Annotated in this window: 6 protein-coding genes and 1 pseudogene; 5 read left to right on the top strand and 2 right to left on the bottom strand. The window is 70.8% G+C overall.

Going from position 1 to position 20204, the window contains the following annotated elements; all coding sequences use genetic code 11:
- The first annotated feature begins 1 nt into the window (after position 1).
- The 4 genes and pseudogenes from LG396_RS38020 to LG396_RS38005 all read left to right on the top strand — a co-directional run bounded on the left by LG396_RS38020 (position 2) and on the right by LG396_RS38005 (position 16796).
- The gene (locus tag LG396_RS38020; protein WP_443729186.1) at positions 2-10417 is read left to right on the top strand and encodes a type I polyketide synthase; all 10416 of its coding nucleotides are present in this window, start codon (positions 2-4) and stop codon (positions 10415-10417) included.
- Positions 10418-10459: 42 nt separating this feature from the next.
- Positions 10460-14485, top strand: a pseudogene (locus tag LG396_RS38015) (type I polyketide synthase); the annotation flags it as partial.
- A gap of 39 nt (positions 14486-14524) precedes the next feature.
- Positions 14525-15919, top strand: a complete 1395-nt coding sequence (locus LG396_RS38010) for an FAD-dependent oxidoreductase (RefSeq protein WP_037752004.1) — start codon at positions 14525-14527, stop codon at positions 15917-15919.
- A 97-nt stretch (positions 15920-16016) separates the two neighbouring features.
- A complete protein-coding gene (locus tag LG396_RS38005; protein ID WP_037752001.1) occupies positions 16017-16796 on the top strand; it encodes an oxidoreductase in 780 nt (259 codons plus the stop codon).
- A gap of 72 nt (positions 16797-16868) precedes the next feature.
- On the opposite strand, the gene LG396_RS38000 is transcribed toward LG396_RS38005, so the two are convergent.
- Together LG396_RS38000 and LG396_RS37995 are read right to left on the bottom strand one after the other, a co-directional pair.
- The gene (locus LG396_RS38000; protein WP_225798200.1) at positions 16869-18164 is read right to left on the bottom strand and encodes a cytochrome P450 family protein; all 1296 of its coding nucleotides are present in this window, start codon (positions 18162-18164) and stop codon (positions 16869-16871) included.
- The gene (locus LG396_RS37995) at positions 18164-18586 is read right to left on the bottom strand and encodes a nuclear transport factor 2 family protein (RefSeq protein WP_051642799.1); all 423 of its coding nucleotides are present in this window, start codon (positions 18584-18586) and stop codon (positions 18164-18166) included. Before LG396_RS37995 ends, LG396_RS38000 begins: the two co-directional genes overlap by 1 nt.
- A 259-nt stretch (positions 18587-18845) precedes the next feature.
- Between LG396_RS37995 and LG396_RS37990 the strand changes: the two genes are divergently transcribed.
- A partial coding sequence (locus tag LG396_RS37990; protein ID WP_225798199.1) for a beta-ketoacyl synthase N-terminal-like domain-containing protein occupies positions 18846-20204 on the top strand: 1359 nt, incomplete at its 3' end.

Here is a 20204-nt window from a genome sequence, read left to right as displayed (position 1 = left end):
GGTGAACGAAGAGAAGCTCGTCGACTACCTGAAGCGGGTCACGACCGAGCTGCACAGCACGCGGCAAGAGCTGCGCGAGACGCGGGAGAAGGAGCAGGAGCCCGTGGCGATCGTGGCCATGGCCTGCCGCTACCCCGGAGGCGCGCATTCGCCCGAGGCACTGTGGAACGTCGTTGCGGAAGGCCGGGACACCGTCACGGAGTTCCCCGGCGACCGCGGCTGGGACGTGGAAGGCATCTACGATCCCGATCCCGACGCGGAGGGGAAGTCCTACACCCGGCACGGTGCATTCGTCGACAACGCCGCGCAGTTCGACGCAGACCTTTTCGGCATCAGCCCCCGTGAGGCGCTGGCCATGGACCCCCAGCAGCGTATGGTGCTGGAAACCTCCTGGGAGGTCTTCGAACGGCTCGGCCTCACACCGAAGCAGCTCCAGGGAAGCTCCACGGGCGTCTTCATCGGCTCGACCTACTCCGGCTACTACGACCCGTCTCAGCAACTCCCCAGCGGGATCGAGGGCTACTCGCTGGCCGGGAGCCTGACCAGCGTCGTGTCCGGCCGTGTGTCCTACACCTTCGGACTGGAGGGCCCCGCGGTCACCGTGGACACGGCCTGCTCGTCCTCGCTGGTCGCCCTGCACCTGGCGGTCCGTTCGGTGCGCAGCGGCGAGTGCGACCTGGCGTTGGCCGGCGGGGTGAGTCTCATGGCCAGCCCCGTCGGGTTCATTCAGTTCAGCCGGCAGCGAGGGCTGGCCGTGGACGGCCGGTGCAAGGCGTTCGCGGCGGCGGCGGACGGCATCGGCTGGTCCGAGGGCGCGGGCCTGCTGCTGGTGGAGCGGCTGTCGGACGCGGTGCGAAACGGCCACGAGGTGCTCGCGGTGGTGCGTGGCTCCGCCGTGAACCAGGACGGCGCGTCGAATGGGCTGTCCGCGCCGAACGGCCCGTCGCAGCAGCGGGTGATCCGGCAGGCGCTGTCCAACGCGCGGCTGTCGGTAGCGGACGTGGACGCCGTGGAGGCCCACGGCACGGGCACCACCCTCGGCGACCCGATCGAGGCGCAGGCGCTGCTGGCGACCTACGGCCAGGGCCGGGAGGAGGGCCGGCCGCTGTGGCTGGGCTCCATCAAGTCGAACATCGGGCACTCCGGCCCGTCCGCCGGTGTGGCGGGCGTCATCAAGATGGTCATGGGGATGCGCCACGGCCTGCTGCCGAGGACCCTGCACGTGGACGCGCCCTCTCCGGCCATTGACTGGTCGGCGGGTGAGGTGGAGCTGCTGACCGAGCCGGTTGCCTGGAAGCGGAACGGGCACCCGCGCAGGGCCGGAGTCTCCGGCTTCGGTATCAGCGGTACCAATGTGCACCTGATCCTGGAAGAGGCGCCGGAGCCTCAGGACCCGGGAGATGACGGCGGCCCCGGGCGACCGGACCGGCCGCCCTACGGCGTGGTGCCGCTGGCGGTATCGGGCCGGTCGGCCGGGGCGCTCGCAGACCAGGCGGCGCGGCTGAGTGAGTTCCTGACGACCAGGGCCGGGACCGGGGCGCCCCTGTCCGACGTGGGCTGGTCGCTCGCCACGACGCGGGCGGCGCTCGAACACCGCGCAGTGGTGCTGGCCGCAAGCCTGGACGAGGCGGTGGTGGGGCTCGACGCCGTGGCTGCCGGGCGAGGTGCGGCGGGTGTGGTGGCGGGATCCCGGTCCCCCGGCCGGGTGGTGATGGTGTTCCCCGGGCAGGGTTCGCAGTGGGTCGGCATGGCCCGCGAACTGATCGACTCCAGCCCTGAGTTCTCGCGGTCGATCGCCGCTTGCGAGGACGCGCTCGCACCCCACGTGGACTGGTCGCTGACCGCTCTCCTGCGGGAGGGCGACGAGGAGCAGCTACAGCGCGTGGACGTGGTTCAGCCCGTGCTGTTCGCCGTAATGGTGGCGCTGGCCCGGCTCTGGGAGTCGATCGGCGTGGTGCCGGACGTGGTCGTGGGCCACTCCCAGGGGGAGATAGCCGCCGCACACATCGCCGGCGCGCTGTCTCTCGAAGACGCTGCCCGCGTGGTGGCCTTGCGCAGTCGCGCCCTTGTGGGGCTGTCGGGCCGAGGAGCCATGGCGCAGGTCGCCCTGGGTGAGGAGGCGACCGCACGGCTGGTCGGGCCATGGGAAGGCCGGGTGGGGCTGGCTGCGGTCAACGGGCCTGCCGCCACAGTTATTTCGGGTGAGCCGACGGCGGTGGACGAGCTACTCGTGCGGTGCGAGACGGACGGGGTGTGGGCACGTCGCATCGAGGTCGACTACGCCTCTCACAGCCCGCAGGTCGACGAGATCCGCGACGGGCTGCTCGAAGCCCTGGCCGGCATCAGCCCGGTGGCCTCGCGCGTGGCGTTCTACTCCACGGTGACGGGCGAGGCCGTGGACACCGCGACCCTGGACGCCGCGTACTGGGTGCGGAACCTGCGCGAGCCGGTGCGGTTCGCCCCCGTGATCGAGGCGCTGGCGCAGGCCGGTGCCGGGGTGTTCGTGGAGGCGAGTCCGCATCCAGTGCTGGTCGCCGGGATCGGGGACACGGTGGCGGCGGCCGGGGCACAGTGTGCTGTGGTCGAGACCCTGCGCCGCGACCAAGGCGGCATGGCGCGGTTCCTCACCAGTGCCGCCCACGCCCACGCATACGGCGTGGACCTGGACTGGGACGAGGTCTTCGGCGGTGCCCGGCCGAGTCGCGTCGACCTTCCCACCTACGCATTCCAGCACAAGCGCTACTGGCTGGAGCCCGTCGTATCCGACACCTCCGGCTCCTCGGCGCCCTTCGCCCACGGCGACCCGGTTGACTCGGTCTTCTGGGATGCCGTCGAAGGCCAGGACCTCTCCTCGCTCGCCGCGACACTGGAGCTGAGCGAAACCGGGCAGTCGTCACTCGGCACGGTCTTGCCCGCCCTGTCGTCCTGGCGCCGTAAGCACCGCGAACAATCCGTGCTGGAGTCCTGGCGCTACGGCGTTTCCTGGTCCCCTGCCACCAGCCGCGGGGACGGAACCCTTACCGGCCGTTGGCTGCTCCTCGTCCCCGAAGAAGGTGTGGACGAGGTCCTGGTTGCGGCCTGCGAGCGCATGCTCACCGGCGCGGGCGCGGACGTCGCCCTCATCCGCACCGCCGCCGCAAGCCGGGAACAGCTTGCCCTCCCCCTGGCCCGGGCGGCCCAAGGCGAGTCCGTCGGCATCGTGTCACTCCTCGGTCTGGACGAGCGACCGGACGACCGGGCGGGCGGAGTGGCCCTCGGGCTGTCCGGCACCGTGGCACTGCTACAAGCGCTGGCGGACGCGGGGATCGACGACGGGCCGCTGTGGTGCCTGACGCAGGGCGCTGTCGCCACCGGCGACCACGACCCCGCGCCCAACCCCGTGCAGGCCCAAGTCTGGGGCGTCGGCCGGGTCGCCGCGCTGGAACACCCCCGCATGTGGCGCGGCCTCATCGACCTGCCGCACGACATCGGCGGCGACGACGCGGCCTGGCGGCAACTACCCGAGCTGCTGACCGCCCCCGAGGAGGACCAGATCGCGTTGCGCGCCACGGGCCCCGTGGCGCGGCGGATGGCACGGGCACCCTTGGGGACGGCCGCCGCGAAACGCGCGTGGCGGCCGCGTGACACGGTGATGATCGTCGGCGCTACGGGCGTGCTCGGCGCGCAGCTCGTCCGCTGGATGGCCCGCGAGGGCGCCGAGCACCTGCTGCTGGTCAGCCGCCGCGGCATGGACGCTCCCGGGGCCACCGACCTCAAGGCCGAGCTCGATGCGCTCGGCGTCCAAGCCCACTTCGCCGCCTGCGACATCACCGACAAGCAGGCCATGGCCGGGCTGATCGAGAACGCGCGCGGCGAGTTGCCGCCGATCCGCACCGTCGTCCACTCAGTGACCCAGGCCGGGCTTGATCCTCTGGCCGACATCACACTGGACCAGCTACACGACACCGCGAAGGTCGTCGGCGCCGATGTCCTCGACGCACTCTTCGACGAGGACACCCTCGACGCCTTCGTACTGTTCTCCTCCATCGCGGCCTTCTGGGGCAGCGGAGACCACGCGGCCTACGCCGCGGCCAACGCCCACCTCGACGCGCTCGCCGCCCGGCGCCGCCGCCGCGGCCTCACTGCCACCTCGATCGCGTGGGGCGTGTGGAACGCATTCAACGAGTCGGACGACACCAAGACCGCGGTGCGTTCCGTCCTCTACGACCGCGCCAACAGGCAGGGCCTTCCCCTGCTGGACGCCGGCACCGCCCTCTCCGGGCTGCGGCAGGTCCTCGACCACGACGAGACGTTCGTCGCCATCTCCGCCATCGACTGGGATCGCTTCGCGCCCCTGTTCACCTCCGCCCGCACGAGCTGGTTCCTGGCCGACCTGCCCGACGCACGCGCTGTCCTTGCCGCGCAGCAACAGGAACAGAAGCAGCAGGAGACGGCCCCGGAGGACGACGGCACGCAGGCGCTGCGCGCCCAGCTGTCGGACGTCTCCCCCGAGGAGCGGGGACGCTTCGTGCTGGACCTCGTCCGCTCCCAGGTGGCGGTGGTGCTCGGGCACGAGACGGCAGAGACCGTCGAGTCCGGGCGGGCGTTCAAAGACATGGGCTTCGACTCGCTCACCGGCGTGGACCTGCGGAACCGGCTCACCGCCGAGACCGGCCTGCAACTGCCCGCCACCCTCGTCTTCGACTACCCGACGCCCCGCGGTCTGGCCGACTTCCTGGGAAGGGAACTGGCCGGTGAGGCGACCCCCGACGCCGACGCGGCGACGACCGTCGCCACCGCGGACGACGAGCCCATCGCGATCGTGAGCATGGCCTGCCGCTACCCGGGCGGCGCCGAGTCACCCGACGAGCTGTGGGATCTGATCGCCGCGGGCGGGGACGCCATATCCGGCTTCCCCACGGACCGCGGCTGGGACATGGACGGCCGCGTCGACCAAAGTGCCGCCGCCGGACCCGACCGGCGTTCGGGCACCAGCTACGTCAGCAGCGGCGGATTCCTGCGCGGCATGGCCGACTTCGACGCCGCTCTCTTCGGCATCTCGCCACGCGAGGCGCTGACCATGGACCCGCAGCAGCGGCTCATTCTGGAGTCGCTGTGGGAGTTGTTCGAACGGGCCGGCATCGACCCCCACTCGATGAAGGGCAGCCAGACCGGCACGTTCATCGGGTGCAGCTGGTCCGAGTACTGCTCGGGCCAGCGCAACAGCGCCCAGGAAGGCATCGAGGGATATCTCATCACCGGAGGCACCCCCAGCGTGATCTCGGGCCGCGCCGCCTACGCCTTCGGCCTGGAGGGGCCGGCCATCTCCATCGACACGGCCTGCTCCTCATCGCTCGTCGCGCTCCACCTCGCGGCCCAGGGCCTGCGCAACGGCGAGTGCTCGATGGCTGTGGCCGGCGGCGTCGCCGTCCAGATCGAGATCGGCGCCTTCGTGAGCTTCAGCAGCCAGGGCGCGCTTGCTGCGGACGGCCGGTGCAAGGCGTTCTCGGCCGCCGCGGACGGCATGGGGCTGTCCGAGGGCGTCGGGATGGTGCTGCTCGAACGCCTCTCCGACGCCCGCCGAAACGGCCACGAGGTGCTCGCCGTCATCCGTGGCAGTGCGATGAACCAGGACGGCGCCTCCAATGGGCTGTCTGCGCCCAACGGGCCATCGCAGCAGCGGGTGACACGCCAGGCGCTCGCCAACGCTGGGGTGTCGCCCGGGGAGGTCGATGCCGTCGAGGCCCACGGCACCGGCACCACGCTCGGCGACCCGATCGAGGCCCAAGCGCTGCTGGCCACCTACGGGCAGGGCCGGCCCGACGATGCCCCGCTGTGGCTCGGCTCCGTCAAGTCCAACATCGGGCACACCGCGGCCGCCGCCGGAGTGGCGGGCATCATCAAGATGGTGATGGCGATGCGCCACGGTGTGCTGCCCAAGACGCTGCACGCCGAGGAGCCCTCCCCGCACATCGACTGGTCGGCCGGCTCCGTCGAGTTGCTGACCGAGGCAAGGCCGTGGCCCGACCAGGGCCGTCCGCGCCGTGCCGGCGTCTCCTCGTTCGGGATCAGCGGTACCAACGCCCACGTCATCCTCGAAGAGGCGCCGCTTGAGGAGCCGGCGGGGCAGAAGCCGGACGGGGAGCCCGACGAGCCGGGCGAGGCTCCCGCCCCCGGACTCGTCGCAGCTGTCGGCAACGTACCGCTGGTGGTGTCAGGGAGGTCTCCCGCCGCGCGCGCAAGTCAGGCCGCGCGGCTGCGGGACTTCCTGCTCGGTGACGCCGGGGCCGACGTGCCGCTGGCCGATGTGGGCTGGTCGCTCGCGACGACCCGAGCGGCGCTGGAACACCGGGGCGTCGTCCTGGCCCGGTCCACGGAGGATGCCGTATCAGGGCTCGACGCGCTGGCTGCCGGAGAGACGGTGCACGGCGCGGTGTCCGGCGCCCCCGCCACCGGCGGCGATCGCCGCGTGGTCATGGTCTTCCCCGGGCAGGGCTCCCAATGGCCGGGCATGGCAAGGGAGATGCTCGACAGCAGCGAGGTCTTCGCCGAAGCCATCGCCGCCTGCGACGACGCGCTGGCCCCGTACGTCGACTGGTCGCTGACCCAGGTGCTGCGGGAGGGGGACGAATCCGGCCTGGCGCGGGTCGATGTGGTCCAGCCGGCGCTTTTCGCGGTGATGGTCGGCCTGGCCCGCCTGTGGGAGTCCGTGGGCGTGCGCCCCGACGTCGTGGTCGGGCACTCGCAGGGCGAGATCGCGGCCGCGCACATCGCCGGCGGGCTGTCCCTGCAGGACGCCGCCCGCGTGGTGGCCCTGCGCAGCCGGACGCTGGTGGAGCTCTCCGGCCAGGGCGCCATGGCCTCAGTCGCCCTCGGCAAGGACGCCGCCGAAGCACTGATCGGCCCTTGGCAGGACCGGGTCTCCATCGCTGCCGTCAACAGCCCTCTGTCCACCCTCGTCTCCGGCGAGCCCGACGCGCTGAACGAGGTCATCGCGCAGTGCGCGAAGGAAGGAGTCTGGGCACGCAGGATCCCCGTGGACTACGCGTCCCACGGCATCCAGGTCGAACGCATCCGGGACCGGCTCGTCGCCGAGCTGACCGGCATCGCCCCCCGCAGCGCGACCGCCACCTTCTACTCCACGGTCACGGGCACCCAGCTCGACACCGCCGCACTGGACGCCGACTACTGGTACCGCAACCTGCGCCAAACGGTCAGCTTCGCACCGGTCATCACCGCTTTGGCCGACCAGGGCGACGCGCTGTTCATCGAGGTGACCCCCCACTCCGTGCTCACCGCGGCCATCCAGGACTGTGCTGAGGCGAGCGCCGAGAGCAAGGTCCGCGGCGGCGCCGCAGTGATCGGCACTCTGCGCCGCGACGACGGCGGCCCGGACCGGTTCCTCGCCGCCCTCGCCGAGGCATACACGCACGACGCCCCCGTGGACTGGCCGGCCGTCTTCGCCGGCACCGCACAGCAGCCCGTTCCGCTTCCGACATACGCCTTCCAGCATCAGCGCTACTGGCTCGACCCGGCCCCCGCGGGCGGGCCACACGTCGTCACCGGCGCCGGGCTGACCGCGGCCGACCACCCGCTGCTCAGCGCCGCACTGCCGGTGGCAGGCGGCCAGGAGTTCCTGCTCACCGGGCGGCTGTCCATCACCACCCACCCCTGGCTGGCAGACCACGCCGTGGCCGGCGTGGCGGTGGTGCCGGGGGCGGCCCTGCTGGAGCTAGCGGTCCGCGCGGGTGACGAGACGGACTGCGACGCCGTCGAGCGGCTCACACTGGAGAACCCGCTCGTGCTGCCGCCGCGGGACGCCGTCCAACTCCAGGTCCGAGTCGCCGCCCCCGACGCCTCGGGCCGCCGCGCGATGGAGATCCATTCCCGAGTTGAGAACAAAGTGGACACGGCTCGACGGGACTGGATCCGCCACGCCACCGGTACGCTCCTCCCGGCCATCGCCGACCCGGCGGAGCCGTCCACGCCCGACGCCGGGCCCTGGCCCCCCGCGGGCGCCGAACCCGTCGACATCGAGGTCTTCCGTGCCGAAGCCGCGACGACCGGCCACGCCTTCGGCCCGGCCTTCGGCGGTCTGCGGGCGGCGTGGCGTTCGGGCGAGGAGATCCTCGCCGAGGTCGCTCTACCGGACGAGTGGCAACAGGAGGCGGCTCGTTTCGGCCTGCATCCGGCGCTGCTGGACGCGGCGCAGCAGGCATTCCTCGCCGCCAGAGGCACCCTCACTCCCGGACAGGCATGGCTGCCCGCCGGCTACGCCGGGGTAAGGCTGCTGGCCACCGGTGCCGACGCGCTGCGGGTGCGGCTCTCGCCCGCCGGCGACGGCCACGACACCGACGCGCTGCACATCGCACTGGCCGACACCGGCGGACGGCCGGTGGCCGAGGTGGCCGCCTTCACCGTCCGCCCGGTCGACGCCGACGGGATCCTCAGCCACGTCACCCCGGCGGGGGAGGTCCCGCTGCGCGTCGAATGGGCCCCCTTCGGAGGGACGGCGGCCCACTCGTCCGGCAGCCCCGGGGAACTGGTGGACAGCCGGTGGGCCCTCGTCGGCGCAGGGGCCGCTGCGGAGACCGTGTCCGCCGCCGCGGCCGACCGCGGCGCCACCGTCCACGGCTACGCCGACGCCGCCGAACTGACGCGAGCCACGGCGGACACCGACGGCGAAGCCACCGCGGAAGAACCCGACATCGTCGTATGGGTATGGCCGCCGACCGCCGACCCGGAGCGCCCCGAAGCCGTACACACCGCCCTGGCCGACGCCCTCGATCTCCTCAAAACCTGGCTGGCCGACACCCGCTGGCGGGATCGCCGCATCGTGGCCCTCACTCAGGGAGCCGTCACCACCGGGGACGACATCCCCCTGACCGACCCCGGCCAGGCGGCCGTCCTCGGCCTGCTGCGCGCCGCGCAGGCCGAGGGCCTCGACCGGCTCCTCCTCGTGGACGTCGACGGGAACGAAGCCTCTTACGCGGCCCTTCCCCGCGTCGTCGCGGACGCCTACGCGGCGGGCGAGTCCCAGGTGGCGCTGCACACCGGTCAGGGACTCGTGCCGCGGCTCGCCCGTCCCCGCGAGGAGCCGAGGCCCCGGCAGGGTTCCCCTCGCGGCGACTCCCACGGCACGGTGCTCGTCACCGGTGGAACGGGAACCCTCGGTGCCCTGGTGGCGCGCCACCTCGCCGCCGAGCACAAGGTCCGCCACCTGCTGCTCGCCAGCCGCCGCGGCGACGAAGCCCCGGGTGCCCGGGAGCTGCGCAGGGAGCTGGAACTCCTCGGCGCCGACGTGCGGATCGCCGCCTGCGACCTCGCCGAGCGCTCCGAACTGGCCGGCCTGCTCAGGGAAATCCCGGACGAACACCCGTTGACCGGCGTGGTGCACGCGGCCGGCGGCCTCGACGAGGTCATGATCGCCTCGCTCACCCCGGAGCAACTGGGCACCGTGCTGCGCCCCAAAGTCGACGCCGCGCTCCACCTGCACGAGCTGACCCGGGATGCCGAGCTGTCGATGTTCGTGCTCTTCTCCCATGTCGCCGGCGTCTTCGGGGGCCCCGCCCAAGGCAGTTCCGCCGCGGCCAACGCCTACCTCGACGCCCTGGCCCGGCGTCGCGCCGAACTGGACCTGCCCGCCACCTCACTGGCCTGGGGCCCTTGGGAGCTGAAGGACACCCTGACCGGCACCTCGGACCGGGCCGACCGCGCCAGGATGGCCAGGGGCGGCCTGGTGCCCATGCCCCCGGCGTACGCCCTCGGCCTCCTCGACACCGCACTGGCCATGGACCAGCCGCTGCTGGCACCCCTGCGGATCGACACCGCCCGCCTGCGTGCCGAAGCCGGCGCCGGGATGCTGCCGCCGCTGTGGCGCGGTCTGGTGCCTGTCCACGCCCGCCGGTCTGCCCAGGCAACTGACGGCGCCGACCAGAGTTCGGCCCTGCGGCAGCGGCTGACCGGACTGTCCGAGCGGAAACAGCTCGACGCGCTGCTCGACCTGGTCTGCGGTCAGGCCGCGGTCGTCCTGGGCCACGACTCCACGGACCAGGTGCAGCCCGCACAGGCATTCCAGGAGATCGGGTTCGACTCCCTCACAGCGGTGGACCTGCGCAACCGCCTCGTGGCAGCTACCGGTATGCGGCTGCCCGCCACACTGACCTTCGACTTCCCGACCCCCGCCGACCTCGCGATCCGGCTGCGCACCGAACTCGCCCCGGACCTCGGCCCCGAGCGTGACGACGCCCGGGACGCCCACATTCGGCAGGCCATCGCTGCCATCCCCCTCGACCAGATCAAACAGGCCGGCGTGCTGGGCACCCTGATGCGGCTCGCCGGCGTACCGGAAGAAGGGGGGCAACCGGACGAGGTGCCGGTGGCGGACATGAGCGTGGACGACCTGGTTCAGGCAGCGCTCGACGACAACCAGTCCTGACCCACCCACAGTCGGAGAGCCCCCATGGCAAAGTCAGTGGACGAAATCGTCCAGGCGCTGCGGTCCTCCGTGGCCGAGAACCGGCGGTTGAGGCAGGAGAACCAGGGACTGACGGCCGTTCTCAACGGTGGCGTCGCGATCGTCGGCATGGGCTGCCGCTACCCCGGCGGTGCAACGTCCCCCGGGGCGCTGTGGGACCTGGTGCGCGACGGCCGGGACGCCATCACGCCGTTCCCCGACGACCGGGGCTGGGACATGGAGGCTCTCTACGACCCCGAGCCCGGCCTGCCGGGCAAGATCTGCGTCAAGCAGGGCGGGTTCGTGAAGACCATGGCCGACTTCGACCCCGGCCTCTTCGGCATCAGCCCTCGCGAGGCTCTCGCCATGGACCCGCAGCAGCGCATGCTCCTGGAGACCTGCTGGGAAACCCTGGAGGACGCGGCCATCGACCCGCTCTCCCTCAAGGGCACCTCCACCGGCGTGTTCATCGGAGCCCTCAGCTCCGGCTACGGCTTCGGCGCCAAGCTGCCCGAAGGCATGGAGGGCCATGTCATGACCGGCAGCGCCGGCAGCGTCATCTCCGGCCGCGTCGCCTACGCCCTCGGCCTCGAAGGGCCCACTCTCACGCTGGACACCGCTTGTTCCTCCTCGCTCGTCGCGCTGCACCTGGCCGTGCAGGCGCTGCGCAACAGCGAGTGCACCCTCGCCCTGGCGGGCGGCGTCGTGGCGACGCTCCACCCGGGGATCTTCGTCGGCTACAGCCAGCAACGAGCCCTGGCCCCAGACGGCCGGTGCAAGGCGTTCTCCGCCGCCGCCGACGGGTTCAGCTTCGGCGAGGGCGCCGGCATGCTTCTCCTGGAGCGGCTGCCGGACGCCCTGGAGAACGGGCACGAGGTGCTCGCGGTGATCCGGGGCACGGCGGTGAACCAGGACGGGGCATCCAACGGGCTGGCGGCGCCGAACGGGCCCGCCCAGCAGCGCGTCATCCGGAAGGCGCTGGCCAACGCCCGGCTTACGGCAGCCGAAGTGGACGCCGTGGAGGCGCACGGGACCGGCACGTCACTGGGCGACCCGATCGAGGCGCAGGCGCTGCTGGCCGTCTACGGGCAAGAGCGCGAGCCTGGGCACCCGTTGTGGCTGGGCTCCGTCAAGTCGAACATCGGGCACACCCAGGCAGCCGCGGGAGCGGCAGGCGTCATCAAGATGGTGATGGCGATGCGGCACGGCCTGCTGCCTCAGACGCTCCACGTCGACGAACCCACCCCAGCCGTCGACTGGTCGGCGGGCGCGGTGGAGCTGCTGACCGAGGCCAGGCCGTGGCCCGACCCCGGCCGTCCACGTCGCGTCGGGGTCTCCTCTTTCGGTATCAGCGGCACCAACGCCCACGTCATTCTCGAAGAGCCCCCCGCCCCCCAGCCTGCCGCATCTGCCCGAACCGGCGCGGACGAGACGCCCGGGATCCTGACCGTGCCCTGGGTGATCTCCGGGCGCTCGGCGCAGGCACTCGCCGCCCAGGCAGCCCGCCTCGGCCACCGGCTCAAGGCTGAGCCCGACACTCCCATCGCCGATATCGGCTGGTCCCTGGCGACCACCCGAGCCTCTCTCGAACATCGCGGCGTGATCCTGGTCCGCGATCGCGACCAGGCGCTCGCCGGGCTCACCGCCCTCGCCGCCGGGGAGCCCGCCACGCAGGTGGTCCGGGGCGTGGCCCGCCCCGGACGCACCGCCGTCCTCTTCCCCGGCGGTGGCGTTCAGCGGCCCCGGATGGGCGCCGAACTGCACCGGCGTTTCCCCGTCTTCGCCCAGACCTTCGACGACGTCTGCGCACTGCTCGACGATCAGCTCGTCGGTGCGGGCCACGCGCCCCACTCCATCCGGGACGTGATCCTCGCCGCCGAAGACGACCCCCGCGCGGCCCTGCTGGACGAAACGCTGTTCACCCAGCCCGCGCTGTTCGCCTTCCAGACCGCCCTGCTCCACCTGTTGAGGTCGTGGGGCATCGAACCCGATGCTGTGGCCGGGCACTCCGGCGGTGAAATCGCCGCCGCCCACGCCGCGGGGATCCTGTCGCTGTCCGACGCATGCCGGATGGCCGCGGCGCGCGGCCGGCTCATGCAACAGCTTCCCGAGCGCGGCGCCATGGTCGCCGTACAGGCCGGCGAGGCCGAGCTGGCCGACGTGCTCGACGAGCACGTGGCGATCGCGGCCGTCAACACCCACGACGCCACGGTCATCTCCGGCAGTCGCGAGCCCGTCGAACGTGCCGCCGACGCCCTGGCCGAACGGGGGATCAAGACCAGCCCCATCCGGGTATCGCATGCCTCCCACGCCCCCCTGGTGGAGCCGATGCTCGCCGACTTCAAGGAGGCCCTGACCGGTCTCGACTACACCGAGCCGCACCTCACCATCGTGTCCACTGTCACCGGACGGCCTGCTGAACCCGGGCAGATGGCCACCCCCGACTACTGGTGCCAGAACCTGCGTGCCACCGTCCGCTTCGCCGACGCACTGGCCTGGCTGGAGTCCCACCGCTTCGGCCTTTACATCGAAGCTGCCCCCAGGGGCACCCTCACCGCCATGGCCCGCGACGGCCTCACCAATCCGGCTGCGGCCACCCTCGCCCCCTGCGGCCGTACCAAGCAGAGCGAGGAGCAGGCACTGCTGAACGCCCTTGCGCAGATCCACACCTACGGCCATCCCGTCGACTGGCACAGTGTTTTCGAAGGCACCGGCGCGTGCCGTGTCGCCCTGCCTACCTACGCCTTCCAGCGCCGGCGGTTCTGGCTCCAGCCCGAGGGCGGCACTCCGGGCCAGAGCGAGAGCGCTCCGTCACTCCCGCCACCGGACCCCGCCGAAGGCGGCCCCCTTCCGGCAACGGCAACCGCGCCGCTGCTCCGCGAGCGAATTGCCGCGCTGGCAGATGCCGAAGCCCACGCCGTCCTCCTGGACGCGATCCGCGGCCACGCCGCCGACATTCTCGGGCATCCGTCGCCGGACGAAGTCGAGCCTGACCGCACCTTCCTCGACACCGGATTCGACTCCCTCACCACCGCGGAATTCCGGCAGCGCCTCAGCGACCTCACCGGCCTGACCCTGCGCGGCGCCGTCGTCTTCGACCACCCCACCCCCGCCCTGCTCGCCGAACACCTGCGAGGCACGCTCCGCTCCGCGCCCCCCACAACGGGCCCCGCCGCCCCGGTCGCCGCCGAGGCCCTGAGCACTCTGTTCCTGCGGGCCTGCAACGAGGGCCGTCTTGAGGAGATCCATGACCTCACCGAGCGTCTCGCCGCGTTCCGAGCCACATTCGACGAAACCCACGACCCCGGCGACGCGTCCCGGGAGGCCCCCGTGTCCCGCCCTCCTCGTGCCGTGCGGCTGTGCAGCGGCCGCGAAGCACCCGAGATGATCTGCCTGCCCTCCTTCGTGTGGAAGCCCAGCCCTCACCAGTACACCCGGCTCGCCTCGCACTTCCGGGGCCGCAGGAACCTCTCGGCTGTCGACCTCATCGGCTTCCGCACCGGCGACCCTCTGCCCTCCTCACTGGCCGCACTCGCCCGGGCCATGGCTGACGCCGTCCTCCAGCAGGCCGACGGCGCCCCCTTCGTCCTGGCCGGCCACTCCTCCGGCGGCTCGCTCGCCGCCGTCGTCGCCCGTCAGCTGGAGGAAGCAGGCACCCCTCCCACCGGACTCGTCCTACTGGACTCCCACTGGTGGGGCGATCGCACCGGCCTGGGATCCGACGCGGCCCTCCTCGCCGTGGCCGGGACGCTCATGGCCAACGACCAAACCGTCTCCTCTCTTGAGGAGGACTGGGGAGACGCCTGGGTCACCGCGCGAGCCCGCTACTTCTCCTTCGACTTCCGGCCAGAGGCACTCGTCACCCCAACACTGCTGCTCAGAGCCACCGAACCGCTGCCCGGCACGGCCGCAGACGACACCTGGCGGGCCGTCTGGAAGCTGCCCCACACCGCCGTCGACGTGCCCGGCGACCACTTCTCCATGCTCGACGCGGACAACACCAAGGCGTCAGCCGACGCCATCGAACACTGGCTCGCCGACCTCGCCTGACCCGCCGGACTTCCGGCATCCACAAGGAGCGTGTAATCGATGAACAGCCTCACCCAGGGCCTCGTGCTGGGCGGCGGCCACTCGGGCATGCTGGCAGCCACCGCCCTCGCGCGGCACCTGGACTCCGTCACCGTCATCGAACGGGACCACTATCCGGCGGGCCCCGGCCACCGCAAGGGCGTGCCGCAAGCCCACCACGGCCACCTCTTCGTCGGTGGCGGTGTCCGCGCCGTCGAGTCGCTCCTGCCCGGCACCACCGAGCGCCTCATGGCCGAGGGCGCCCACCGTATGGGTCTGCCCGAGGACTCCATCACCCTCAACGCGTACGGTTGGCAACACCGGTTCCCCGCCAGCCACTTCATGATCACCTGCGGCCGGGAACTGCTCGACTGGGTCATCCGCGACCAGGCCCTGCGCAACGAGAAGATCACCGTCGTGGAAGGCGCCGACATCACCGAACTGTGCGGCGACGCCCGGCGCGTCACCGGTGCCGTCGTGCGCGACCAGGACGGCCGGACCCGGCAGATCGACGCCGACCTCGTGGTCGACGCGCGCGGGCGGGGCTCCCGCCTCAAGCAGTGGTTCGCAGATCAGGGCCACGAAGTCGAAGAGGAAGTGCTCGACCTGCGCCTGCGCTACGTCACCCGCGTGTTCGCGCCTCCGCCCAGAACGATGAAGGAGTTTCACGCGGTCTTCAATCTCTTCTCCGACCCCACCGTGCCGGGCCCCGTCAGCAACGCCGTCATGCTCCCCATAGAGGGAGACCGCTGGATGCTGACCGCCTCGGGCGTGCGCGGCGGCGAGCCCCCCACCGACGACGAGGGCTTCCTCTCTCACCTGCACCGGCTCGCCCACCCCCTTCTCGCCGAGCTGATCGCCCTCACCACGCCCCTCACCAGCGCCCAGGTCACGCGAACCACGTCCAACCGCCGCACCTACTATGAGCGCCTCGACCCGTGGCCCGACGGGCTGATCGTGGTCGGCGACGCCTTGGCCGCGTTCAACCCCATCTACGGCCACGGGCTGAGCGCCGCAGCGCTCGGCGTCGTCGCCATGGACCAGGCCCTCGACAAGCACGGACTCGGCGACGGTGCCGGCCGCCACGCCATGCGCGCAGTCGGCACGGTCGCCGACGAGCCCTGGCAGTGGGCCACCGCCCAGGACATCCAGTACATGGACCTGGAGGACGATGAGAGCAACAACCTGCGCAGCCAGATGGGCGACTTCGTCAAGACGATGATGGACGCCGGCCCGGTGCAGCCCGTGGTGAGCGCCGCCCTCCTGGACGTCCACACCCTCTCGGCCCCGCAGAGCAGCCTCCAGGAACCCCACGTGATCGCCGCCATACGCCGCGGCGCCCGCCGCCCCGTCCTTACCGGCCCGCCTCTGACGGACGCCGAACGCGCCTTCCTGTCCTCCCACGCCCCGAAGTGACCCGCTGCCCCCGATCCGCTACCGACGCGGACCGTAAGCCCGCGGGTTTACGACGTGCTCGTCAACCATTTCTGCCAATTCGAGAAAGTGGAGTGCTGTGGAGCTCAATCTTGCCAACAAGACTGCGGTCGTCACCGGCGCCAGCCGGGGCATCGGGCTGGCCACCGTCCGGACGCTGACGGATGAAGGCGCCCGCGTCGTCGGCGCCGCCCGCACCCTCACGCCCGAACTGAAGGAGACGGGCGCGCACGCACTGTCTGCCGACCTCAGCACAGAGGAGGGCGTCGCCACCCTCATGGACGGTGCTCTCGCCGAATTGGGCGGCATCGACCTGCTGGTGAACAACGTCGGCGGATCGAGCGAGCGTCCCGCCGGGTTCCTTGACACCGAGGATGCCGAGTGGACCCGCTTGTTCGACCTCAACCTGCGCAGTACCGTCCGCGTGACGCGCGCGGCGCTGCCCAGCCTGATCGAACGCGGGGGAGCGATCGTGAACGTCTCCTCCATCGCCGCTTTGCGGCCCGGGCCCGTCCCGGTCGCCTACGGCGCGACGAAGGCCGCCGTGAACGCCCTGGGCAAGTCGCTGGCCGAGGAATTCGGACCCAAGGGTGTGCGCGTGAACACCGTTTCCCCCGGGGTAGTCCGTACCCCCGTCTGGGCGGACCCCGAGGGGGCGATCGGCAAGATGCTCGCCGAGGCAGGCATGGACCACGCCGAGTTCCTTGAGCAGGTCCCCGCCAAATTCGGTATCACGACCGGGCGGCTCGCCGAGTCCGAAGAAGTCGCGGCATTGATCGCCTTCCTTCTCTCCGACGTCGCCCGCAACATCACCGGCGCCAACTACCTCATCGACGGCGGCGCGATCAAGACCGTCTGACCACGACGAGAAAACGATGAACGGGGGAAGGGTGCAACCCTTCCCCCGCCTCACGTTCCGTCAGACAACGGATCAGTTACCACCGTCGAGTCTGACCGGGAGCCGAACGAGACGTCGCAGCCCCGGGTGCGGAATCCACGGCAAGTCCTCTTCGGGAACCGCGAGAGTCAGATCCGGATAGCGGTCCAGCAGGGCGTTGAAGGCGATCTCCGCCTCGTTCAGGCCGAGCGCCGCCCCTATGCAGTAGTGAACCCCCTGGCCGAACGACAGGTGCTCCGCCTGCTGCCCCCGGAAGCGGGTGACGTCGAGCCGCTCCGGATCGGTGAACTTCCGCGGGTCGCGGTTGGCGCTCACCAAGACACCCGACACCTGGTCCCCCACGTGGAAGCGGTGGCCGGCCAGCTCCAGCTCCTTCGACACGTACCGCATCCGGGTCCGCAGCGGCGGACTGCACCAGCGCTGGAACTCGTGGATGGCGTCCGGAATCAGCGACCGGTCGTCGCGCAGAAGTGCCATCTGGTCCGGGTGCGTCAAAAGCCCGACGGTGGCATTCGCCACCAGATGAGCCGTGTTCTCGTGGCTCCCGGTGACCAGCGCCATCACCATTCCGACCGTCTCCACGTCGGTCAGCCGCTCGCCGTTCTCGTTCGGGGCGTGGACCATTACGCTGATCAGGTCGTCGGTCGGCTCAGCCCGGCGGCGTTCGATGAGCCCGTGCAAGTACTCGATCGCCGGATACGCAGCGGCCGGCAGGGCGTTGGGGTCGTGAGACATCAGCCCGTGCGCCCACTCACGCCAGATCGGGCGATCCTCCAGCGGCACGCCGACCAATTCGCAGATCATCCCCACGGGCATCGGCTGCGCCCAGTGCTCCACCAGGTCCACCACCCCGTCATCGGCATGGCTGGGGAGAGCATCCAGCGAGTCGTTGATCAACTCTTCCATACGCGGCCGCATAGCCTGCACCCGTGCCGGGGCAAGGGCGTGGAAGACAGCCTTACGCAGGCGCGTGTGCCGCGGCGGGTCCCGGTCGGCCATCATGTCGCAGATATAGGGATACAGGTCCTCGTTGATCCCCGCCTGCTTCATGAGTTCCGCCAGTGACGGCGGTGCCAGCCCGTCCGGCACGTTGTCCGTGTCGTGAACGAATCTCGGGTCCTTGAGGAAAGCCCGGACATCGTCATAGCGGGTGATGAGCCACAGTGCACTGCCGTCGGGCAGCCTGACGCGCACTACGGGCGCCTGCTCGCGCAGTCGCCCGTAACCTTGGTACGGATCGTTGATGATCTCCGGAGCCATGAAATACGGATCTTCGGCGGACTCGTCCGCCGCCGCTTTCCCCTTGCCCGCATCTGCCGATATTGTCATCAGGTTCCCTCTGCCGATTCCGGGGCGGCTCGATCGACGAAGCTGACATCCGTTCTTCCCCAGAATGCCTTGACGTCTTCGATCAAACCGGAGGAGTTCAGGCGGCACACACTCACGGCACTAATCTTCAGCCGCTTCCCGTTGGGGTCCTCAGGGTTGTCGACGTGAATCTTCACGGTGATCGCGATATGGCGCCCGTCGTGCGAAGCGCTGATGCCGTCGGGCACCTCGTGCACGTGACCCTTGATCGCATCGGTGAGGTGCCGCCGAACGGCGGCCTTTCCCTGAATCGGGGGCGAGCCCACTGGATCCTCGAAACGGATGTCATCGGCGAATACCTTGAGCAGCCTGTCGATGTCGCCCGCATTGATGCACCGAACATACTCCAGCGCGACGGCTTTGCGCTCCAGTTCGTCGAGCACAGACCTTCCCTCTCCTCGATATCCTCTCCGTATCCTCCCTTTTCACCATCCCGTGTTCACGATCGCCGGTTGAGGCTGCCACGGAGAGTCGCCGCCCGATGATATGACACCGCCACGCCCGAGGGCACCCCAGAGTCCGCCCCCTCGCCCCCTACCCGGCCTCTCTTTGTTAGGGGGTGCCTAGGGGTGACGACCGGCTGCTCACGTCTTTTAGGGTTCCATAGACCCTTCTCGATTCCAATCCTGGGGGACTGGGAAAGTGGCTGACCAGCGGTATGAGATTTCGAATTCCGGGTCGGAATTGGAAGCTATCGCCATCGTGGGTATGTCCTGCCGCCTTCCGCAGGCCCCGGGGATCGACGCGTTCTGGCGGCTCCTCCGCGACGGCACGAGCGCCATCACCCAGGTTCCGGAAGGCCGTTGGCCCGACGACGCCTTCTCCGACGATGACGTGACCGACCAGGAGCGGCAGAGTCTCCAATGGGGCGGCTTTCTCGACTCCGTGGACGGCTTCGACGCCGGCTTCTTCGGAATATCCCCCCGCGAGGCGTCGGTCATGGACCCGCAGCAGCGGCTCATGCTCGAACTGGCCTGGGAGGCGCTCGAGGACGCCGGATCCACTCCCCGGAAGCGCGACGGTCAGCGCACGGGCGTCTTCGTTGGCGCCGCATCCAACGACTACGCCGTCCTCCTTGACCGTCAGGGACCGGCCGCCCGTACCTCCCACGCCAACGCCGGCCTACAGCACAGCATTATCGCCAACCGCGTCTCCTTCGCCCTCGGCCTCCAGGGTCCCAGCTTCGCTGTGGACGCCGGTCAGTCCTCGTCACTGGTCGCCGTCCACATGGCCTGTGAGAGCCTGCGCCACGGCGAGTCCACCATCGCCCTGGCCGGCGGTGTCAACCTCAACCTGCTTCCCGACAGTGCGCTGGCGGTAGCCCGCTTCGGCGCGCTCTCCTCAGATGGCCGATGCCACACCTTCGACGCCAGGGCAAACGGCTACGTCCGAGGTGAGGGCGGAGGTGTAGTCGTCCTCAAGCCGCTCTCCCGGGCACTCGCAGACGGCGACCGGGTCTACTGCGTGATTCGTGGGAGCGCCGTCAACAACGACGGTGGTGGCGAGGGCCTGACGGTACCCAGCCGCATCGCGCAGGAAGAAGTCATCCGCCTCGCATGCGGGCGTGCCGGCATCCGCCCGGGGGAGCTGGAGTATGTGGAGCTCCACGGGACCGGAACCCGGGTCGGCGACCCGGTGGAGGCAGCCGCACTCGGCGCGGTCGCCGGCGCCGGAGCCGGCCGGAACCCCGACGCCCCCCTCGTCGTGGGTTCCGCCAAGACGAACGTCGGACATCTGGAAGCGGCCGCGGGCATCGTCGGGCTGCTGAAGACCGCTCTCTGTCTCGGCCATGGCGAGCTGGTCCCCAGCCTGAATTTCGAAACGCCCCACCCCGAGATTCCACTTGAGGATCTGCGCCTCCAGGTATCCAGCGACAACGCAGCCTGGGCGAACCCATTCGTGGCGGGTGTCAGCTCTTTCGGCATGGGGGGCACCAACTGCCACGTCGTTCTGTCCAGCGCCGCCCCGGCGGACACCCCCAAGAAGGAGGAAGGGGGTGTG

Origin of the sequence: Streptomyces aculeolatus, from assembly GCF_020400605.1 — a bacterium.
Classification (GTDB): domain Bacteria; phylum Actinomycetota; class Actinomycetes; order Streptomycetales; family Streptomycetaceae; genus Streptomyces; species Streptomyces aculeolatus.
Note: the sequence above shows the minus strand (reverse complement) of the source record. Positions and strands in the feature narration are given on the sequence as shown.